14 protein-coding genes, 2 tRNA genes and 1 pseudogene are annotated in these 22,924 nt (G+C 50.7%); 9 read left to right on the forward strand and 8 right to left on the reverse strand.

Annotated features, from left to right (window positions below; genetic code table 11):
- Positions 1–163: 163 nt before the first annotated feature.
- The 9 genes and pseudogenes from HUE57_RS14305 (at position 164) to HUE57_RS14340 (ending at position 10,606) form a co-directional block, all read left to right on the forward strand.
- The gene (locus HUE57_RS14305) at positions 164–331 is read left to right on the forward strand and encodes a hypothetical protein (protein ID WP_174673410.1); all 168 of its coding nucleotides are present in this window, start codon (positions 164–166) and stop codon (positions 329–331) included.
- Between the two features lie 62 nt (positions 332–393).
- Positions 394–3,558, forward strand: coding sequence for an EAL domain-containing protein (locus tag HUE57_RS14310; protein ID WP_078482724.1), 3,165 nt, complete (start codon positions 394–396; stop codon positions 3,556–3,558).
- A gap of 372 nt (positions 3,559–3,930) precedes the next feature.
- Positions 3,931–4,929 (forward strand): hypothetical protein, encoded by a 999-nt coding sequence (locus HUE57_RS14315; protein WP_135621998.1) that lies wholly within the window; start codon positions 3,931–3,933, stop codon positions 4,927–4,929.
- An 18-nt stretch (positions 4,930–4,947) separates the two neighbouring features.
- Positions 4,948–5,655 carry a hypothetical protein gene (locus HUE57_RS14320; RefSeq protein WP_174673411.1) on the forward strand — a complete coding sequence of 236 codons (708 nt, stop codon included), beginning with the start codon at positions 4,948–4,950 and terminating at the stop codon, positions 5,653–5,655.
- A complete protein-coding gene (locus HUE57_RS14325; RefSeq protein WP_174673412.1) occupies positions 5,604–5,756 on the forward strand; it encodes a hypothetical protein in 153 nt (50 codons plus the stop codon). The genes HUE57_RS14320 and HUE57_RS14325 overlap by 52 nt, the downstream gene beginning before the upstream one ends.
- 87 nt (positions 5,757–5,843) lie before the next feature.
- Positions 5,844–6,107: pseudogene (locus HUE57_RS19725) on the forward strand (HAMP domain-containing protein); the annotation flags it as partial.
- Positions 6,102–6,806: a methyl-accepting chemotaxis protein gene (locus HUE57_RS14330; RefSeq protein WP_272902041.1), complete on the forward strand. Its 705-nt coding sequence runs from the start codon at positions 6,102–6,104 to the stop codon at positions 6,804–6,806. The pseudogene HUE57_RS19725 and the gene HUE57_RS14330, both read left to right, overlap by 6 nt.
- Before the next feature lie 495 nt (positions 6,807–7,301).
- Positions 7,302–8,621: an ECF transporter S component gene (locus tag HUE57_RS14335; protein WP_078482721.1), complete on the forward strand. Its 1,320-nt coding sequence runs from the start codon at positions 7,302–7,304 to the stop codon at positions 8,619–8,621.
- Between the two features lie 89 nt (positions 8,622–8,710).
- Positions 8,711–10,606, forward strand: coding sequence for an ATP-binding protein (locus HUE57_RS14340; RefSeq protein ID WP_172840112.1), 1,896 nt, complete (start codon positions 8,711–8,713; stop codon positions 10,604–10,606).
- Positions 10,607–10,872: 266 nt separating this feature from the next.
- Here HUE57_RS14340 and HUE57_RS14345 read toward each other — a convergent pair whose 3' ends face one another.
- The 8 genes from HUE57_RS14345 to HUE57_RS14380 all read right to left on the reverse strand — a co-directional run bounded on the left by HUE57_RS14345 (position 10,873) and on the right by HUE57_RS14380 (position 22,906).
- On the reverse strand, positions 10,873–17,505 hold the full coding sequence (locus tag HUE57_RS14345; RefSeq protein WP_172840110.1) for a beta strand repeat-containing protein: 6,633 nt from the start codon (positions 17,503–17,505) through the stop codon (positions 10,873–10,875).
- A 355-nt stretch (positions 17,506–17,860) separates the two neighbouring features.
- Positions 17,861–18,538: a response regulator transcription factor gene (locus tag HUE57_RS14350; protein ID WP_078482718.1), complete on the reverse strand. Its 678-nt coding sequence runs from the start codon at positions 18,536–18,538 to the stop codon at positions 17,861–17,863.
- Between the two features lie 22 nt (positions 18,539–18,560).
- Positions 18,561–20,363, reverse strand: a complete 1,803-nt coding sequence (locus HUE57_RS14355) for a sensor histidine kinase (protein WP_236860724.1) — start codon at positions 20,361–20,363, stop codon at positions 18,561–18,563.
- A gap of 50 nt (positions 20,364–20,413) precedes the next feature.
- Complete coding sequence (locus HUE57_RS14360; RefSeq protein WP_174673415.1) at positions 20,414–20,743, reverse strand: hypothetical protein; 330 nt, start codon at positions 20,741–20,743, stop codon at positions 20,414–20,416.
- 106 nt (positions 20,744–20,849) lie between these two features.
- Positions 20,850–20,926 (reverse strand) — tRNA-Arg (locus HUE57_RS14365).
- A 196-nt stretch (positions 20,927–21,122) separates the two neighbouring features.
- Positions 21,123–21,212 (reverse strand) — tRNA-Ser (locus HUE57_RS14370).
- Between the two features lie 129 nt (positions 21,213–21,341).
- Positions 21,342–21,524 carry a carbon storage regulator CsrA gene (gene csrA, locus HUE57_RS14375; protein WP_078482715.1) on the reverse strand — a complete coding sequence of 61 codons (183 nt, stop codon included), beginning with the start codon at positions 21,522–21,524 and terminating at the stop codon, positions 21,342–21,344.
- A gap of 158 nt (positions 21,525–21,682) precedes the next feature.
- A complete protein-coding gene (locus tag HUE57_RS14380) occupies positions 21,683–22,906 on the reverse strand; it encodes an aspartate kinase (RefSeq protein ID WP_078482714.1) in 1,224 nt (407 codons plus the stop codon).
- Positions 22,907–22,924: the final 18 nt, after the last annotated feature.

The following is a 22,924-nucleotide window of genomic DNA, read 5'->3' on the forward strand; positions in this document are numbered from 1 at the left end:
CTAATCTTCTAGTCGGGGAGTCGCTATTTTTGCGAAAGCTTGTTTTTGGCATCCAAGCCCAAGCAAACAGCAAAAACTTAACGCGACCATTTATGCCTACGGCGCCCCGACGTCCTGCGTTCGTTGCGTAATCACCTCTTCGCGGCTCTACACAACTCCCTCAGTGACTCTACGCCGACATAAAGCCGCTGCTGCATCTTCTTCGTCGTTCGCTCGCGCTCTCAACTACGAATATGCAGACGGCGTCGACTATCGCGGACTAACCGCCTTCGCTTCGCTATCCATGGCGGTCAGCGTTGGAATCCATCTATTCAGTGCCAAGGGAGTGTAAGACACTGTCCGTTAACCCTCGATGAGGCGACAACAGTCGTCTCGTTTCCGGAATAAGCAGGCATGATCAAAGCACTCACGCTCCGAGACAAGCTGACCACACCATTTATCTGTGTCGATTCTGAAAGCTCAATTGGCGAAGTAACGATACAGCTCCGCGCCGATACAGACTCCCTTATCCTGATCCAAAGAGACGCCACACCTATCGGCCTCATCGAAAGTGAATCGGTCATCGGATTCGTCGGTGATCAGCTCGCAGCCATCACCACCCTGCCCCTGATCGAGATCATCGTCATCAGTGAAGATACCGAACTCGATATTGCAACGGATCTATTGGAGCAACATCAGTGCGACTATCTATTGCTTACCCATGAGGGTGGCAAGGTCTCCAGAGTTCTTAGCAAACAGCAGCTCTGCTCTGCAGATGAACAGCGTGAAAAACAACTCGCCATCTCCAATTTCGTCATGGACCACATTACCGAGGCGACCTTTCTTGTCGCTGAGAATGGGCAGATACACGATGTAAATCGTGCAGCCTGCGAGTCACTCAGTTTTAGCCAAGAGGAGCTATTACAGCTCTGCGTGCCCGATATCGACACAGAGTTCACCTGGGAGCGGTGGCAAGAGCTTTGGAAAAAACTAAAAACCGAGGGTTCGATGACCTTCGAATCGACTCACCGTTCCAAACATGGTGAAACCTTTCCCGTTGAGATCAATACCAATTTCTTTCTCTTCAATGGTTCTGAATATAACTGCGCCGTGGTGCGAGAACTATCCAACCGCAAGGCCTACGAGTTTGCCTTAAAAGATAGTGAAGCACGCTTCAAAGCGATGATAGAAAACAGCTCCGAATGGATCTGGGCCATCGATATTAACGGTATTCACACCTATTCAAATCCCGTCATCGAAAAGATTCTGGGCTATCACCCGGATGAGATCATCGGCACCAGCAGCTTTAGTCTGCTGCATGAGCAAGATCAGGCTAAGGTTCTGGAGAGGCTTCCCGAGTTGATCAATAACCAGCAAGGATGGGACGGCTGGTTATTACGTTGGCGTCACAAAGATGGAAGCTATCGCTACATGGAGAGCAATGCTACCCCCGTCTATGACCTCGAACAGCGCCTAGTTGGCTTTCAGGGGGCTGATCGCGACATGACAGATCGTATTCTGGCAGAACGTGATTCCGCCCGTAATACGGCCGAATGGAATTACGCGATGGATTTCTTTGAGGATCCAATCTACCTGCTTGGCCTGGATCGCAAAGTCATCCGCGCCAACCACGCCTTTTACCAATTCACTCACACCACTCCTGATCAGGTGATCGGTAGTCATATCGCCGGCATCATCCACCCCGATGATGAAGAGGAGTTATGCCCGGTCTGCCTTGCACAGGAAGAGCGGCGCGATGCGGTCATCACCATGGAGGCCCACCATCCGGACAATCCTGCGGGTGCACCGATAGAGGTCATCTCACGAATCACCCGTGATGAGCTGGGGGAAGCAAGTTCCATCCTCATGACCATCCGTGATCTAAGCCGTGCACGCCGTACCAAAGAGCAGCTAAGTCAGTCGCAGGTTGTCTTTGAAAGCACCAGCGAGGGGATCATGATTACCGATATGCGGTTACAGATCGTCGCCGTTAATCCAGCCTTCACCACCATCACCGGCTATACAGAACAGGAGGCCATTGGAGAGAAACCGAGCCTGCTCAAATCTGAGCGCCACGATGAGGGTTTCTATCATGAGCTGTGGCAAGCCGTTGAGTCGACCGGTAGCTGGCAGGGAGAGGTCTGGAACCGTCGCAAGAGTGGTGAGATCTACCCTGAGTGGCTAAATATCAGCACCGTTGAAAATGAAAAAGGAGAGATCATTAACTATATCGGGGTCTTCTCCGATATTTCACAACTCAAGCAGTCGCAATCACGACTCGCCTTCCTCGCCCACCACGACCCGCTGACAGGACTCCCCAACCGGCTGCTGTTCCGTGCACGTCTCGACCATGCCATCGACCGCGCTGACCGTGATAAACGACTGGTTGCGGTTCTGTTTCTCGATCTTGACCGTTTTAAACATGTTAACGACAGCCTCGGTCACACTGTAGGCGATGCCCTGCTGGAAGCCGTTGCCAAACGTTTTGAAAACCTGATCCGCAAAGAGGATACCGTCGCTCGTCTCGGCGGCGATGAGTTTGTCATTCTGATGGAGGGGCTTGCTGATCCAGAGAGTGCCGCCCTGCTTGCAGAGAAGATCAGTTCGGCCCTAAGGGATCCATTCTATATTCAGGAGTATGAACTGTTTGTCGGCGTCAGCATCGGCATCAGCATCTATCCACAGGATGGTGACGGTGTAGAGCAACTGCTCATGAATGCCGACTCGGCGATGTATCGTGCCAAAGAGGTCGGACGCAGCACCTACCAGTTCTACACCGAAGAGCTTACAACACAGGCCTTCGAGCATCTGGTTCTCGAGGGCCAACTGAGACGTGCCATCGACGATGAACAACTCCTGCTCCACTATCAACCGCAGGTCGAGATCGAGAGCGGCAGGGTGCTAGGCTTTGAAGCGCTGGTACGCTGGGAGCATCCAGGACAGGGACTCATATCCCCTGCCCATTTCATTCCACTTGCCGAAGAGACCAATCTAATCATTCCACTCGGTGAGTGGGTGCTGCGCAGAGCGGCACAGCAGGGACGAGAGTGGCTCGATAGCGGCTTAGAGTTCGGCACCATATCGGTCAATATTTCAGGCCCACAGATCAGACTCACCGATCTACGTGAAACTGTGCGTACAATTCTGGAAGAGACAGGGCTACCTGCTTCTCGTTTAGAGCTTGAGATCACAGAAACCTTTATTATGGGTCACAGCAAATCGGCCATTGAACAACTTCACTCGTTACGTGAACTTGGCGTTTCGCTAGCCATCGACGACTTTGGTACAGGCTACTCATCACTCGCCTATCTCAAACAGCTCCCAGTCGACAAACTAAAAATCGACCGCAGCTTTGTCCGTGACCTGCCCAACGACGAGAACGATGTGGCCATATCACGCGCTGTTATTGCATTGGGAAATAGTATGCGATTTACCGTTATTGCGGAGGGTGTAGAGACCGAGGAACAACGCGAATTCCTGTTGAAGGAAGGCTGCGCACAGGCACAGGGATTTCTCTTTAGCAAACCCTTGGAGAGCTTTTCAGTAGTGAGCTATCTTGGCCTCCCCAGCAGTAAATAAACCGCTCAACTCTTCTTCAATTAGCCTTAACGTCACCACCAATATGTGCTCAAGAATAGTCTTGCTGAACTATTCAAACGCCTGTGAGCTGGAAAATCTCATAATCGACAACTAGCATCTATTAAACAATAAATAAGATGTCGCATCATTTGTGATGAGAGCAGCACATACCGCACCACAATAGTGCGACCCGCCAAGCCACAGCAAAGAACTATTGATTTCCCCAGTTAATTTGTAAAGTATTGTGAATCGTTGTCGCTAAAAGACCTTGAGACTCTCTCAATGTGATATACAAAAAGCGGGCTGACTGATTGATTTGGCTAGATCAACAATCTTGTTCATTTTATTTCACCACATTTAATGGATATCCATATGCAAACAACAACTTCAAAAAACACGCATTTTCGTTATTTACTTACCGCTCTGCTCATCCCTGTTCTCACCCTGATTGGGAGTGCTAATGCGGCGCAAAAATACTCTCCCAATGATGTCTATGCGGGGGTGGAGTATGCCAACAGCCTGATAGATAGAATCCTCACCGCCAATGGCGTCACTGAGATCAACATCCCAGTCTCTCGTGAAGCCGGTGCCAAGCCGATGCATGTTTACGAGCTGCACGTATCGGCACTTACAGAGCTCTATGCATACGCGCTCGAAGAAGAGCGACGCCCACCTCCACTTGCTGTATCAACACCGATCACATACACGCCAACCGACGTCTACTACCTTACTCAGCTTGTTATCAACAACCTGGAGGAGGTCTATCGCGACTCTGGGGGATACATCGACTTTTCGATGAATAGTCACAGCGGCAAATCACCTGCCGATGTCTATCAGGAGCTGTTTGAGCTCTACTACCGTCTCAACCTACTAAATGGCAAGAGCAAGGTGAGTCCGAATGAAGTGTACTCACACATCTTTCGCGCCAAAGAGGATCTGCAATTTAGTCTTCTAACTCTCTCAAAACATCTCGCCGATAGTGATGAGATAAAGAAAAGACTACTGGTAACCGCAATCTATGGCATGCACCCTGACGGTTCGACAATGACACCATTAGAAGCCGGTAAAAAACCGGGAGACGTCATTGCCAAGTCGATCACCATTCGTGGCAAGCTCAATCTACTGCGTAAACGCAATAAGTTACCTGAGATCCCTCGCCCTAAGCTTGAAGAGTTCGGTGCAGCCAAACCGATCGACGCATTTCTACAGACACAGTTTATTATCGCTGAGTTAAACCTGCTTAAGATCCCAATGGACATCAGTAGTACAACTAACAGCGCCAAGGCGGTAAGTGGAAAAACGCCTTCAGATGTCTATCAAGAGATGAAACACATCGAATACATGATCGATCGACTCATCCAAGCGCTATAAGAGACGGGGAACTACACCATGTTAAATTCAATCAAGAAAAAAATAATTGTTAGCAACGGCGCACTACTCGTCATCCTGCTACTCGTACTAATCTTCGCCCTTATACAGCTTAAGAGTAATCAACAGCTACTCGCACAAGAGGAGGAGAACGTTACTATTCTCACCGAGATCGCTGATATCGAAGAGCATTTCCTTGAGTTTCGTATAGCCGCCACCGAGTTTGCACTGCTGTTACAGAATAGTAGCAAGCAAAAACGCGATGACGACTACAAACAACTTCGTACAATTTTTTCAGAGTCGGTTCACCCTGAGATCGCTGCTGAGACAGCCACGCTAGAAAACTACTATTCACAGATAGAGAAGGCTGCAACTGCATTCATTAATGATGACAAGATGGAAGGCGGCTTGCTACTAAACACCTCTATTGCCACAGCCGATCAGATTCTTACTGTGCTTAAAAACCAGTACGGTGAACACAAATCTGAGGTTGACGTTATAACCGGCGAAATTCACGAATCGAACAGTGCCGTCACCTTCTCACTCTACGCTCTGCTCGTTGCGATGGTCGTAGCTGGTATCGGAATTTCTCTCTTCCTCGCCAATATGATCAGTAGCGGTCTGATCAAGCTTCAAAGGACCGTTGAGGAGATTGAACAGACCGGGGAGTCGCTATTTTGCGAAAGTTTGTTTTGGGCATCCAAGCCCAAGCAAACAGCAAAAACTTAACGCGACCGTTTATGCCTGCGGCGCCCGACGTCCTGCGTACGTTGCGTAATCACCTCTTCGAGGCTCTACACAACTCCCTCAGTGACTCTACGCCGACATAAGCCGCTGCTGCATCTTCTTCGTCGTCCGCTCGCGCTCTCAACTACGAATATGCAGACGGCGTCGACTATCGGGGACTAACCGCCCTCACTTCGCTCTCCATGGCGGTCAGCGATGGTGATCTGCGTCTTAGAGCAGATATTCACTCCAATGATGAGGTGGGAAGTCTTGCTGAGGCGTTTAATCGTCTCATCGACAATCTGGCCAACATCGTCAGCCAGGTCATGGCGCAGGCCGATCAGCTCGCTACAGCCGCTGAACAGCTCTCAGCCATTACTGAACAGACCAGCTCGGGTGTACAGCAACAGTCTGATGAGATCAGACAGGTTGCAACCGCCATGAATGAGATGTCCGCAACGGTCCAGGAGGTTTCGAACAATGCCGAACACGCCTCTCAGTCCGCTGAAGAGGGTAACAGCGAGGCAAATAATGGTAGCACTGTTGTACAGAAGACTATCTCTGCTATTAATGAACTGGCTGGCGACGTACAGAGCTCTGCTGATGTTATAGAGAAGCTTAAGGGCAATAGCGAGAACATCGGTACCGTGCTCGACGTGATCAAAGGCATCGCCGAACAGACCAACCTTCTAGCACTCAATGCAGCAATCGAAGCAGCACGCGCCGGTGAACAAGGACGCGGTTTCGCAGTGGTTGCCGATGAGGTTCGTACTCTTGCACAGCGCACACAGGAGTCGACCAAGGAGATTGAGGCACTGGTCGATGCACTCCAGGGTGGTGCACAACAGGCCGTTGATGTCATGGAGCTTAGTCGTGACAAGGCGCAAAACACCGTAAGCCAGGCACAACATGCAGGTGAGTCGCTCACAGCTATTACCACTGCAGTGAGCAACATTCTCAACATGAACACTCAGATTGCCAGCGCGGCTGAAGAGCAGTCGGCAACGACCGAGGAGATCAACCGCAATATCAACAACATTCAGAACATCTCAGAACAGACAGCACAGGGTGCTGAACAGACTGCGGCTGCGAGTAATGAGCTGAGCCAGTTGGGTGAGAGTCTGCGCAGCCAGGTATCGCAGTTCAAGGTTTGATTGATACCTGAGCGTTGCTTAAGAGAGGGATCGCTGATGCGATCCCTCTCTATCCACAGCATAAATATTGATTCCGAAGGATCAACCATGTCGCTACGACAGACGCCTACACATTTAAACGGCTCTACATTTAATTTCACAATTCGGTACAGCTCTTTTCATCTGCCTCATGCCGGACGAAGTGCACAAACAACTACCAACCAGCCAACTTTTCCCTCCAGTTTGTCTTCACCAAAGATGAGAGTATTTTTCTCTCTGCGTTGTACTAATTGACGATGACTGACTACTCTTTAGCGAGGATTGTTCTGTAGTAAACAAGTGCGTTCAGGATCAACCCGGCCAATTTTACAAAGGTAGAGATTTTGGCTGGAGGCGTTAGCAGGCTAACAATGTTGATAAACTGAGGACGACGAAATAACTACACTCCCAAAGAATCTCACTCTATTTCTTGTTCTGAGTAGTCTTGGCGTTGCCGGGAACATCTACAACATTGAGATGTTCTTTGGCGTAAACCAGATATTCGGCAGTATTTTTGTACTACTGGCCGTCTGGTATTTAGGACCGGCTGCCGGCGCACTCTGCGCGATCATCGTTCACAGCTACACAATCTATCTCTGGGGACATCCCTACGCCTTTATCGGCTTCGTACTCGAAGCTCTCATGGTCGGAGTACTGCTCCGCTGGCGGATTAGGAATATCTTCATTGCCGATATTATTTACTGGCTACTGATCGGTGTTTGGCTGGTACCACTCTTTTATGGACACTATATCGGACTACCCGAGACCCAGGTCACATTAATCATGCTCAAGCAGCCCGCCAACGGCCTGCTGAACGCTCTCACGGCATCCTTAATCATCTTTCTCGCCCAACGATGGCTAAAGACCAGTAACAAGGTATCCCTACGATATGCGCTATTTACATTCATAATGGTGACAGTGGCTTTCTCTCTGTACGCCGCCGCCAACCTGATTACCCGGTATACATTTGAAAACTCGCAAAAAGATGTCACGGAAAACCTCCACACCTTCGGTAGTCATATTGACAATGAACTAAGACACTTCCTTAGGGATCTACCTGCTTCAATGCGGCAGCTTGATCGGACTGCGGCGAGTGGAGATCTACCGGTAAATCTCGACAAGCAATATATAATCGACACACTCTGGCGACTGGAACGTAGTAATGAGAGTCAAGTCATTGCATCTAAACATGAAACCGCTGCACCGTTAACCACACCGTTTCCGTGTAACAACTCGACATCCATCACCCTGCAAGAGAACCAGCTCTATGTTAGTTTTTTAACTGGCGACAGATGTCTGATCGGTTCCCTTCCTGCCAGCAGATTAGAGCAATTTCTAAATCTTCAGGCCGTTGAAGAAGGGGTGGTAGTTTTTGCGGTTATCGACAATCACGTAGTGACTTCAAGCCTGGGAAATCAGGTTGATGCACCATTTGAAGGAACCTCTATCCCACTCAGTAAGAACATCTATCATCTACTCCCCTCCGGCGAGATGCCAAAGATGCGACGCTACAAGCTATCACACTACATCTACGAACTTCCCAAAAACGACATTATCAACTGGCAGACCATTATCAAGCTCTCGTTTTCGAAACATGTTGATGAGCTACAGCGTATTTATATCTTCATCTTCAGCGTCATGCTCGGTGTTATTTTGCTCGTCGCGCTGATCGCCTACCTGCTCAGCAACAGCCTGCTCTACGCACTCACTAGACTGACAACTATCACTGCAGACCTGCCGAAAAAGATCGAGCAGCGTGAAACCATCAGCTGGCCGCAGAGCAATATTCAGGGGTAACCAATCTGACGACCAATTTCTCACAGGTCGCAAATAGCCTGAGCACAACCTTTAACGCCATGGAGGAGCGAATCAAAGAGCTAAGATGTATGTACGGAATCACAGAGGCCATTCGCCACCATAATCAAATCGATGAGATCCTGAGCGCCGTTGTTGAAATCATGCCGATGGGCTGGCAACACCCCAAACACACGACCGCCCGTATTACCATCGATGACATGGTCATCATAGATGAATCGTTTCAGATAACGCCCTGGAAGATGAGTAGCGAAATCACCATTGACGAGCGCAGTCGCGGCCGTGTTGAGATCTTCTATACAAAATCATTCCCGGAAATCGATGAAGGCCCCTTCCTCCTGCAGGAGCGAAATCTACTCAATAGCATCGCAAAGACTGTGAGTGAGGCAATTGAACGCAACGAGGCAGAGACAGCCCTGGCCGATAGTGAGCAGCGACTCCGCGAGGCTCAATCAATGGCTCATATCGGCAACTGGCACTCCAATATGACTACTGGAGATTTAAGCTGGTCTGATGAGGTCTTCCACATCTTCGGCAGAGAGGGAACTACCTATATTCCAAGCCTCAGGCAATACCACGAGTCCATTCATCCAGACGATCTCCAGCTGGTTGAGAGTAACGTGCAACTGGCCCGTGAAAGCGGAAGTTACGACGCCACCCACCGTATCGTTCGTCCAGACGGGTCGGTACGTCACGTCCATGAACTGGCACAGGCGAGTTTCAATGCCAGCGGAGAGCCTGTTTCATTAACCGGCACCATTCAGGACATTACTGATCAGATAGAAGCTGAACAGGCCCTGATCATCGCACGCGATGAAGCCGAACAGGCCAACACCGCCAAATCGGATTTTTTATCTCGAATGAGTCATGAACTTAGAACACCGATGAATGCGGTACTGGGCTTTGCACAGCTACTTGAATATGAGAGTACGCTCACTGAAGAGCAACAATCACACATCCACGAGATTATTATTGCGGGTAATCATCTGCTTGCCCTCATTAATGAGGTTCTCGACCTCGCCAAGGTTGAATCGGGCAAGTTGGATATGGAGTTCGAACCGCTTCAGCTGTTTCCCCTCATCAAAGAGTGTTCTGCACTAGTCAGCACCCTTGCAGAAAAACGCCAAATATCGATATCTATAAATGGCGTGAGTGATAGCGTGGTGGTTGCTGATCGCACCCGCTTGAAACAGGCGCTGCTTAATTTGCTCTCAAATGCAATCAAATATAATTCTGAGAAAGGGAACATCATCATTGAAGTCGAGGCCCTTGCCGATCGACGGATTCGTGTTCTTGTCACCGATAACGGAACCGGTATCCCTGCTGATCGCATCTCAGAGCTATTCGAGCCATTCACTCGCCTCAGTGCTGATAAAACCTATATCGAGGGAACCGGAATTGGCCTGACTCTGACACGCAAGATCATCGAGGCGATGAAAGGCAGCATCGGTGTTTCAAGCAATGTGGGTGTTGGCAGTACCTTCTGGTTTGACCTTCCCCAGGGTACTCCTGAACAATCGGAACGCTTCACGAGGAGAAGCAAACACTCTGACGAACCCCAACAGACGATAGATAAAGGGAGAGTGAACGTACTCTACATAGAAGACAATTCAGCCAACATGCGGCTGGTCGCACAATTCATCAGCAAACGTCCTCAAGTTAGACTTCTGGAGGCCGCCACCCCAAGCATTGGCCTTGAACTGGCCACTGCCCACCACCCTGATCTCATCCTGCTTGACATCAACATGCCAGAGATGGACGGCTATCAGGTCTTGAAGCGACTTCAGAAGAGCGACGAACTCAGGCACATCCCGGTCATTGCAGTTACAGCCGATGCGATGCCACACGATATCAAGCGCGGACTCGAGGCCGGTTTTAGCGACTACCTCACAAAGCCTCTCAATATTGAGGATTTTTTTTCACATCATCGATCAACAAATCACCATCAACGAGACCAGGCTTGGTAAGTAGCCTTCCAGGTAACCAAATGAGGGCCTGCGTAATCAGATTACACAGTTAAAAGTTTAATCTGAAGAAGTGGATTAACAAGAGAGGCCGCACATTCGGCCTTTCTTGTTCTTTATTTAATACCGTATCAGCAGACATCTACTGTACAGCACTCCCAACACTACATTTTTTACTATCTCGCCGTATGGCATAGCGACTATCAAGATCCAAAAGCATTCAGGCCTGCATCAACCACGAGATTGAAGGCTCCAGGGTAGCCCTCATGCTAAACCCACTCCCCCCTTCCCTTTCTCCTGGCCATTAGAGACGACAGTCCAGTCAGACCCAGCAGCAGCCACAGCGGATGAAGAGCACCGCCGCCACTACTACTGCCCTCATTGATAGCCAGCTGCTGCGCTACTCCACCGGGGTCGACCACACTATTATTTGCCTCGCTATCGGCATCATTAGGTCCACCATCCTCAATAGTCAGCTCCACGCACCAGTGCCCCTCGTTAAGGCCACTCTGGTAGGCACTATCACCTGGAGGCGGGCAGAAGCCCGCTTCACCTACGGCCGAGGCAAGGCCATTACTGCCCTCTTCTACAAACGCCTGCCACCCCCCTGGCATCCATTTTCTGTAGACCGCATTGGCAGGAATCGTTACAAACTGAGGAATGACCACCTTGATCGACTGGCCTGCAACGGGCAGCTCGGAGACGATAAAATCGAACAGCTCGGAGGTGTAGTCATACTCGGGGCTATCATCAGTGTCGCCACCACCGTTGCTGACATCCTCCATATTGACCTCCGCCTGACCGTTGCCGGTTTGGAATGCGATCGCACCCAGGCTCAATCGCAAACCCGGTTCCGTCTCAATCAGATAACTAGCCGCTTCACCGCTCTGCTCCTGCAGTACATTGGGAATCGATATCGCATCCAGATAGTCTGCAACACCGTCACCATCACTATCTCCGTAGCCCTCACTCTCATCATCGATACCATCACCGTCACTATCGCTCTGATCAAGACGCGGTGCTGCCGCTACAATATTCAGCGTTATCTCGGTCGCATCACTCGCACTGCCATCGCTAACATCCAGCGCTACGGTATAGATCCCTCTACTCAATCCGGAGGGATCGAAGCTAAAGGTATCCGCTTCGCTATCGCCATCGCCATCGACGAGCGCATTGTCACTGGCTACCCAGTTATAACTGTGTGTGTCACCAATATTGGGATCGCTAACACTACTTATAAGGCTAACAACCCCCCCTCCACTAATAACGGTACGTGTATCCCCAAAACCCTGATTCGCGCTCAGTGTGACTATTGGTGCGACGTTGCCCTCAACCAGGCTAATGGTGTGGGTAGTCATACTCCCCTTCACCGCATTTGTTGGACTGCCCATGGTAACGACAATATTTTCTACACCCTCGCCGGCACCATCATCGATGGTGGCGAAACTCACCGCTAACTCCGTTCCCTCTTCCAGAGTGGCAGTGGCACTGATCAGAGAGTGGTCACTCCCATCGGTAGCAGCACTACCGCCCACGCTATAGGGTACGATGACCGGGTAGTTTGCCGCTTCGCCGTTGAGAATCACGTTAAAGGTAACGCTGCTCCCCTCAGCAGTGAGCTGATCCTTGCTGAAATCAACCATGGGATTAACCATCACCATCTGAATGGCAGAGCCACTATTACCCGCACTATCCGTCGCGCTCCAGGTCACCAGATGCACTCCTGGTTTGAAGTGGCTGGGTGCATCTGAGGTAACCGTCAGGTTGCCATCCATCCCATCTATGGCAATAGCACTACCCAGACTCACCGGGGTGAGAAGCCCTGTGGCATCAACCATCACATCATCCGGTGCTGTAACCAGTGGCGGATTATCATCCACGGCAGGATTGGTCTCAGCGATAAACTCCTCGAGGTTACTTAACCCATCACCGTCCAGATCACCCGCCGCATCACTGGGATCATAAGGGTCGAGACCGTTGTCGCTCTCCCAGTCATTTTCTATCCCATCCCCATCAATATCACTATCGATCCTATCGGAGATGTTGTCATTGTCCATGTCGGCAAAGACCCATACCTTAAAGGCCGACAGGCTACTCTCAAACTCGCCATCACTGACACTAATCACGACCCCCCTCGTAGTGCCTATATCACTGCTATCCGGGGTACCGAACAACGCGCCAGAGCTAGTATCAAAGTTCGCCCAGGCAGGTTTGTTCACGATGCTGAAGGTGAGTTTGTCGCCATCATTATCATTGACCGTAGGAATAAAACTGTAATCAACATCATCACCTACCTTTGTGGCCGGATTACCACTAATGGTTGGCGCGACATTGCCGACAGTTCGGGCAACAGAAGTCGCACTGGTAATGCCACCCTTGCTGTCATTTGCAGTAACCACCACGCTGATGGACTTATGTGCCTCAATGCCGGTCAGCGTGTAACTGTTGCTGTCTGTACCGATATTCGTGCCATCGGCCCTCCATTGATAGCTGTAAACCCGGCCGTCCCCGTCAGCATCACTCCAACTACCGCTACTACTGCTGATAGTGTTGCCGACCTCTACCGTGCCGCTGATAATCGGCAGCACTGTGTTGATCGGTGCATCATTGACATTGACCACGGTACTGGTCGCACTACTAGTGACACTCTCGTCCGTATTTTCCAGGTCACGATAACTCGCCGTTACCGTCATGGTTTGCCCCACATCCGCCTGCTGCAGCGGGTAACTATCACTGGTCGCACCCTCGATCACACTCCCCCCACGCTTCCACTGATAGCCAATCCCGCCAAGACCATCAACGTCCGCCAGGTCATTACTGGCACGTAGGATTTGGAATTGAGTGGGTTTGCCGCTGATTGTCACGCCACCAGTCGGAGTCTTATTCACGGAGGTAGCAGAAACCTTGGTTGTCGCATTAGCGCTACCATTAACCGTGCCATCATTGGGTGTCAGGGTGAAGGTTGTAATGACACTATTACCCGTAATCACCTGATCGGTGGTGGGTGTAAAGATCAGCGCCTGCAGGCGGCTGGTCAACGTAGTGAGATCCGTACTCCCTAGGATATAGCCACCCGCACTTCCGCTCAGTCCTGTGCCGCTCAAGGTGCCGTTGGCAGCACTATAGCCAATCGCGACACTGACATCATTGGATTCAATATCGGCTATCGTCACGCCACTGAATGGTGATGTTGTAGCGTTGTCGTTGACAGTACCAGCGGTAGTAAAGGTGCCTCCCAGCATCGGTGCCGTATTGAAGGGCTGCAGTGCAATCTGACTCAACGCAGGGGAACGCGCTGCCGAGAGCGTTTGTAGCTTGGCCTTCCAGCGCAGGTCATCCGTACCGGTATCGGGGAAGGTGAAGAACTCCCCGGAGATGACCTTGTACCAGTTTGTACCGCCATTATTAGATAGGTAGTAGTCGATCGAGGTGTCTGCGCTGCTTGTCTCCGTCGCTGACAGACGAACCGTCAAGATGTCCGTTTCACTGTCATTGACCTTTTTCGATACCGCCAGCCCCGAGAGTTGGTACTGCTTGGTCTGAAGATAGAGCTTATTGGTCACATTATAGTTGGCGGCAATCAGGTCGAGATAACCATTGCCATCAACATCGCCAAGTGCCATGCCTCTTGTGTCATCCGTTTCCGAACCGATAGCTTCACCTGAAACACTAAAGCTACCGCTACCGTTATTCCAATAGAGTCTGTTGCTCCCTGATGGATTACCGGTCACCAGATCGAGATCACCATCCCTATCGAGATCGCCCAGCACCAGATCCCAGTGCTGATCGGCGTCAATGCCGATAGCCACGCCACTCGCATTGAAGAGACCGCTACCGTTATTACGATAGAGCTTATTGATACCGCCATAGGAGCCGGAAACCAGATCGAGGTCGTTATCACCATCTACATCACCGAGCGCAATCGTGGTGGTGTTATCGCTATCGGTATCGATGGCGGTGCCCGTCGCGGGAAAACCGCCACTACCGTTGTTCAGATAGAGTCGATTGGTCTGGTTACCGACGCCCGTCACCACATCCGGGTAGTTATCGCCATTCAGGTCGCCAACGGCAATGCTCCAGGTAGGATTGGTCTCCGATCCGATGTCACTTCCCGTTGCACTAAAGAGACCGCTGCCATTATTGAGGTAGAACTTGCTGGTCTGACCGTTATTACCGGCCACCACATCCAGATCACCGTCTTGATCAATATCGGTCAGCTCTATACCGGAGGTGTAGTTCGTCTCTGAGCCGATGTCTCTACCACTGGAGGGAAAACCTCCGCTGCCATCATTGAGGTAGAGCTTGTTGGTCTGGTTCTGGTTTCCTACGACCAGATCGAGGTCACTATCACCATCAACATCACCCAGCTTAATCGCTCGGGTGCTGTCTGTATCGGATGAGCCGATAGCACTACCCGTTGCAGGATATCCGCCACTGCCGTCATTGAGATAGAGTCTGTTGGTCTGGTTGTAGTTGCCGATGATGAGATCCAGATCACCATCCCCATCCACATCACCTAGCGCCGCCTTGTAACTGCTCTCCGTCTCAGAGCCGATAGCCGTACTGATAGAGAAGCCATCGCCGCTGTTGTTCATATAGAGTTTGTGCGTGTTGCCATCGCTGGCATTCACCATGTCGAAGTCGCCATCGCCATCCAGATCACCCAGAATGATGGCAAAGGTGGCATCTCGATTTGAGCCGAGTTGGGTGCCGGTTGCTGAAAAGCCACCCGACCCATCGCCCAGGTAGAATTTACTGACATTTCCATGCGCACCGGCGACCAGGTCGATATGGCCATCGCCATTGATATCGGCAACCTCTACGGCGGTGGTGTTATCGGTCTCTGATCCGATGGCGGTTCCGGCACCGGTGGTAAAACCACCAGAGCCATCATTGAGGTAGAGCTTAATGATCTGATTGGCATCACCCGAGATCAAATCCAGGTCACCATCCTCATCGACATCGCTCAGGGTTACATCGTAGGTCTCGCCCAGATCGGAACCGACATCCGTACCTGCGCCAGTGGTAAACCCACCGCTACCGTCATTCAGGTAGAGCTTGTTACGCTCTTGAAAGTTGCCCGCGACCAGATCGGGGAAACCGTCTCCATTGAGATCCGCCAGTGCAATCTCCCAGGTGGTATCTGTATCCGAACCGATGTCAGTGCCTGTTGCCGGAAAGCCACCGCTGCCATCATTGAGATAGTACTTGTGGGTATCGCCCGCGTTACCAGCAACGACGTCCAGATCACCATCGTTATCGAGATCGGCCAGTGCGACAGCTCGAGTGTTATCGGTCTCTGAGCCGATAGCTGTGCCCGTGGCAGAGAAACTGCCACTACCGTTATTGAGGTAGAGCTTATTGATGCCTGGTGCAGTTCCGGTTACCAGATCAAGATCGCCATCCCCATCAATGTCACCCAGCTCAACCGCATAGGTGATATCACTCTCTGTGCCGATAGAGGTTCCAGTGCCAGTGGTGAAGCCACCAGAGCCGTCATTGAGGTAGAGTTTATTGGTGGCGCTTTGAACCGCGACTATCACATCCAGATCCCCATCACCGTCCACATCACCGAGAGAGACATCCCAGTTCTTCTCTACCTCAGATCCGATCACGGTTCCGCTGGCATCAAAGCCACCGCCAGTCGAGCTACTGCTACTCATATAGAGTTTGTTGGTGGCGGACTGTCTTCCCGTCACCATATCGAGCGCACCATCACCATTCAGGTCGCCCATGCTGAGAGAGTAAGTAATATCCGATTCAGAACCGATATCCGTGCTTTCAGAAAAAACGCCACTTCCGTCATTTAGATAATATTTATTTCTCGCACCAACATTAGCCACCACCAGATCAAGGTCGCCATCATAATCGAGATCGATTAAGACCCCCTCTAGTGTGTTTTTATAGGTGTCGCTACTAATGGGTGCACCGTTAGAGGGGAAACCACCACTACCATCATTCAGATAGAGGCGATTACCCTCATAACCGAGTGAGAGAAAATCGAGGTCACCATCACTGTCAACATCACCGAGGAGGGTGTCGTAGGTTAACTCATCCTCGCTACCAATCACGGTCCCTGTGGCCGGGAACCCCCCGCTACCGTCATTTAAATAGCGACGGTTAACCTGTCTCTGATTGCCCACAACCAGATCCAGATCTCCATCACCATCGAGATCACCCAGGCGAACGCTTAATGTATCCTCGGTCTCGCTACCAATCGCCACACCCGTAGCCGAAAAACCACCGCTACCATCACCCAAATAGAGCTTATGAGTTCGACCCATGTTGCCCGAGACAAGGTCAAGCTTGCCGTCGCCGTTAACATCACCCAGGGCGATATCTCGGGTGCTATCAGTATCTGAGCCGATATCGACGCCGGTGGCAGAAAAGACTCCACTGCCATCATTAAAATAGAGTTTGTTCGTTGCATTATAATTGGCGGTCAACAGGTCCAGGTCACCATCACCATCAATATCAATCAGGTGAACCTGCCAGGTCGTGTCGGCCTCACTACCAATGGCCGACCCAGAAAGCGGAAAACCCGCACTACCATCATTCAGATAGAGAAGATTGGCTGATGTATTACCGGCCACCAGATCCAGGTCACCATCACCATCAACATCACCAAGGGTGACCCTTGTCGTGAAGTTCACATCACTATCGATAACCGTGCCTGTTTCGGTATCGTCTGGCAGCCCGATCTGACGCTCGCGCCAGGCCAGATAGACGGTCTGCTCAGTCGTTGACCAGTGGGCATTGCTTAAGCTGGTGTCATTAAGAGTGGCAGCTGAGAAATCTTCCGTAAACGGCAGGCCCGTCGTCGCCGCGCACAGTTGTGTAGAGACGATCAACAGCAGCAACAGGGTAATGGCATTTATAAAATGAACGGGCGTTCTGGTCATAACACTCTCTTCTATACTGGTAGAGAATCCTCTATTGCTAACCACTGTCCTGAGATAGCGCCGATCAGTTACGCAAACCGCCATGCTGCCGACAGAGTCCAATTTCTGGTTAACAACCGAAGATATTCCTGAGAAAATCGCTATGCGCCATCACAAGGTGGCACTCTATTTATGAGGCTTAAATGGGCTACGCCTATCGCCAGCAGGATCTAGTAACGACCAGCCCTCCCCCTCTAATCCGGGGGAAATCACCTATATAGACTCACTACTCAAGAGATTAACAAGAGAGAAAAAAGAAACCCTACGAATCCCTACGGCGGGAACGGGTTAGAACAGAAGGGGGGGGGGTAGCGGCCTAAATAACCGCTATGTCGATGCAAAGCTGATAGCCCTCGTTGCGAATGGCCTTAATGGGCTGATTTGGAGTACCGGCCTGCAAAAGCTTTTTTCGCAGGCGAACGATTTGGACCTCTAGTGTACTCTTGGAGATGCTATCGCTCTTAGAAAGTTCCATCAGCTGCCAGTACGCCAGACGGTGTTCTAATGCACGAGCGAAGGCACAAATTATCATGGCCTCTTTTGATGACAGATTCACACTGTGGTCAGGTCCTTGCAGTAGTAACGTGGTGCTATCCAATACAAAATCATGCTGAATTCCTGATTTCAGCCGGCGTGCCAGCGCCTTCACCGCGGCACCAAGCTCTTCAACCGAGGTGGGCTTGGTCAGATAGATATCAGCGCCCGACTCGTAACCGAGCAGCTTGTCGTTAACCTGGCCCCGAGAGGTAACCATGATGATCCCAACCTCGGGCTGCACCGCACGGACGCATTGAGCAAGGCTAATCCCATCTTCACCAGGAAGATTGAGATCGATCACCATCAAATCAACCGAGAGGCTCTTTAACTCATCACTCAGGGCCTCAGCACAGTCCACTCCCTGCACGCCGTAACCCATGCCTCGCAAAGCCTCAACCGTGACCTCACGCAGTGCATCGTGATCTTCCACCACGACAATATTCAGACTGGCAGCCATAGCTCGAACCTTACCTCTGTTTCTAACGGTCTGTATCGCACCCAGCCATCCAGCCATCCAGCAAGCCAACAATGTTTCTCACCAGATAGAGACCGATACCTGAGCCCGTATTTCCGTGAGCAGCCTGATTTCGGTAGTACTTTTCAAACACCTGCTCGGGATCGGGCATCCCTGCTACCCCAGGAACATTGGTAATACCTAGCAACACTCCCTCTCTTCCCTGATATTCATGGGGTTGTGCATCAAGCTGAACGGGAATATCCACATCCCTATATTTGATGGCATTACCGATCAGATTGCCAAGCACAATATTCAACAGCTGAGGATCGCTGTTTATCCTGGGGAGTGGCGACGACTGAAGCGAAATCTGATGTGTGCCGTTACGTTCAAACTCAACAAGCATCGAATTGATGTCACATAGCTGACGTTTAGGTACCAGCTGTCTCTGTTCCATCTGATCCGCCTGCAGACAGCGTTCAATAATGGCATCGATATCCATAGTCGCCTGTATCGCATGCTGCTTGATCGGCTCGGACTGCTGCTCCATCCCCATCGCCATACGAATCACGGAGAGCGGTGTCTTGAGTTCATGATTGAGCATATCCATAAAACGACTCTGCTCTCTGCGCTGTCGCTTCTCGATTTCGAGCTGTTGTTGGCTCATTCTCAAACTCTGCTGTGCCTGTTCGCTTGCGCGCATCATCTCTTTTGAGCGGCTATGCAGCAGACTAAACATCAAACCGGAGGTCACAATACCCTGAAACAGCAGCACGAGAAGATATATCTTTTGAGGTTCAATCCAGCCCAGCAAGATCAGTTGCTCATCGAGCTGTGCAACGGCAATAAGAATATAAAAAAGCCTCAATGTAGCTATCTTGGGAACGGCCTCACGTTTTGCACTAAAGGCCAGATATAGAAACAGTGGTACGAACAGCAGCTTCACCAGGGCGTTAACATGGAGAGCCATTTGTGTATTGCCATAGAACATGATCCCTAATTCGATCAGGATTAATACCGCCAAGAGATCGAGCGCACGCAACGCCGGTTTCGACGGTGCATAGTCAGCAAACATCGTTCGGTGAAACATCAAGGCAGTCAACGGCATGATACAGACCAGATAGTTCGTAACCACATCGGTTGCACCACTGGGTATGAAGCCAATTATTGGTACTAGACGCCCTGTAATAGCGAGATGATAGAGGATGTAACAACTCTGATAGAGAACAAACCAGGCCACCACTCTCTGGCGACCCGCAACATAGTCACTGACCGCCCAAAACAACAACCACAATAAGAGCCCTGCATACAGTGCCTGAAACAGGACAAATCTATAATCAAGGTTTCGTGCATCCGCTGGCTGATGAACATCGAGCAACATAAACGAAGAGCTGGTAGTTTGCAGACGAAGATAATAGACCGTCTCAGGCGCGCTAGGATTAACCACGAACTCCAGCGCCACCATCGTAAAATCGTAGTCATCTGTGTAACTGCGATCACCCAGCACCTGAGTTTTCCAACCATTAACTGAAGCAGGGTCTGGTTCATAGAGGACGACCTGATCCAGAATGGTCGGGTTGATACGTACCAGCAGCTCGCCTGTCTTATCTGGCGTTACAACGAATCGAATCCAGTGCACCGATTCGCTAAAGCCCTTAGACAAGAAATCACCCATTGGCTTGAAATCAGCCTTCGCGACTTCATTGATTGACATCGTACCGAAACGATCCTCAATAACTCCGCGCGATGAGACAAGCTCGCTGCCCCACACGGTCGCAGTGAGTCCAAAGCAGCAGAGAAAGATCAGATATATGAGAATCTTTTTCATCAAATTCAGTATTAATAATCCCGCATCACGCTGGAAAATCCTGCGCTTGCCTAATCCAAGACAGGTAAAACTAGATTGCCTTCGCTGACCGCCATGGATAGCGAAGCGAAGGCGATTAGTCCGCGATAGTCGACGCCGTCTGCATATTCGTAGTTGAGAGCGCGAGCGGACGACGAAGAAGATGCAGCAGCGGCTTTATGTCGGCGTAGAGTCACTGAGGGAGTTGTGTAGAGCCGCGAAGAGGTGATTACGCAACGTACGCAGAACAGTCGAGGCGCCGAAGGCATAAACGGTCGCGTTAAGTTTTGCTGTTTGCTTGGGCTTGGATGCCCAAAACAAACTTTCGCAAAATAGCGACTCCCCGATGCGAATTTTGACAATTGAACATATAACCAGAAATTTTACATGGCAAATTGCCCATAGGACTGGGCAAAAAAAAACAGGCAGTACCGAAATACGGTAACTGCCTGTTTGGTCTTTCCAATATGGTGCGCCCGGCACGATTCGAACGTGCGACCGCCTGGTTCGTAGCCAGGTACTCTATCCAGCTGAGCTACGGGCGCTTTTTAGAGCAGCAGATTATGAAGATCTAGCCTGCTGCTGTCAAGATAAATGACTGAGAGTGAAGAATTTTCGGCTCTCTCAGTTCATTCGTTCAGAGGGTTTCCACCCTCTATCGAAACCTCCTATATATTCGAAGGATTCGAAGTACAATCTTGACGGTTATCTGCCGTCAAACATCAACAACAGATAGGAAAATGGCGGAGAGCGAGGGATTCGAACCCTCGATAGAGTTTCCCCTATACACCCTTAGCAGGGGTGCGCCTTCAGCCACTCGGCCAGCTCTCCTTCTCGTCACTCGGAGGCCTTAACCCCCTCGTTTTGAGCAGGCAGTAGAATACCTGCGTCGCACCAATAAATAAACCCCATGATCGAAGATCATGGGGTTTATTTTGGTTTACTACTTCGCGAAACGGTTTAGAACGATTCGGTCTCTTTCTCGCGTTTAATACGCTCGTAGATCTCTTCGCGGTGAACGGCTACATCTTTAGGTGCGTTAACACCAATTCGGACCTGATTACCCTTAACTCCAAGTACGGTCACAGTAACTTCATCACCAACCATGAGGGTTTCACCAACCCTACGCGTTAGAATCAGCATTATTTATCTCCTTGCCTTGTCTCATCATCCTGAATTGCTTCCTTACTGCTCTGCATCCCACAGAGTCACAAGACAATCCAGTATCGCAAAATGTAATTATCTTTATTATTTGTTGCCATTATAGTCGGGCAGTCCTGCTATAAACAGTTCCACTACAGCTACTGTGGGCTTTTCTCCAGCTCGAACGCCTCATGCAGGGCTCGCACACCTAGTTCGAGGTACTTCTCATCTACCACCACAGAGATCTTGATCTCTGAGGTAGAGATCATGCGGATATTGATCCCCTCTCCAGCCAGGGTCTCAAACATCTTGCTGGCGATACCGGCATGCGAACGCATACCGACACCGACCAGCGAAATCTTGATGATCTTGTTATCACCATTTACCTCACGCGCACCGAGCTCATCGGCACTCTGCTTGAGAATATCGAGCGCCTTATCGTAGTCGTTACGATGTACGGTAAAGGTAAAGTCAGTGGTCGAATCCTCGGCGATGTTCTGCACGATCATATCGACCTCGACGTTGGCCTCTGAAATTGGCCCCAGAATCTTGTGAGCAACACCTGGCTGATCGGGCACACCCAGTATGGTAAGCTTGGCCTCGTCGCGATTGAAGGCGATACCTGAGATCAGTGCATCTTCCATCTCTTCATCCTCATAGCTAATCAGCGTGCCTTCACCCTCTTCAAATGAGGAGAGCACGCGAAGTGGTACGTTATATTTTCCGGCAAACTCAACGGCGCGTATCTGCAGCACCTTCGAACCGAGACTGGCCATCTCCAGCATCTCTTCAAAGGTAATCTTGTTCAGACGACGTGCATCACTAACGACACGCGGGTCGGTGGTGTAAACCCCATCGACATCGGTATAGATCTGGCACTCATCGGCCTTCAGCGCAGCAGCCAGCGCTACGGCAGTAGTATCGGAACCACCTCGTCCGAGGGTGGTGATACTGCCGTGCTCATCGACACCCTGAAAACCGGCCACTACCACAACACGACCAGCGGATAGATCCTTCTGCACGTTCTGATTATCGATATCGAGAATACGCGCCTTGCTGAAGGAGCTATCAGTCAGGATATGGACCTGAGAGCCAGTATAGGAGCGCGCAGGATAACCACGCTGCTCCAGCGCCATGCAGAGCAGTGCAATGGTCACCTGCTCGCCTGTGGAGACCAGCACATCCATCTCACGTGGACTGGGCTTATCGGTGATATCACTCGCCAGACCGATCAGGCGATTGGTCTCGCCACTCATGGCGGAGACAACTACAACGACGTCGTTCCCCTTGTCACGCCAACCGGCTACCTTGTCGGCTACATTGCCGATCCGCTCGGTGGTACCAACAGAGGTACCCCCATATTTCTGCACAATCAAACTCATACACTTATCCCAATGAAA

Origin of the sequence: Candidatus Reidiella endopervernicosa (assembly GCF_013343005.1) — a bacterium.
Classification (GTDB): Bacteria; Pseudomonadota; Gammaproteobacteria.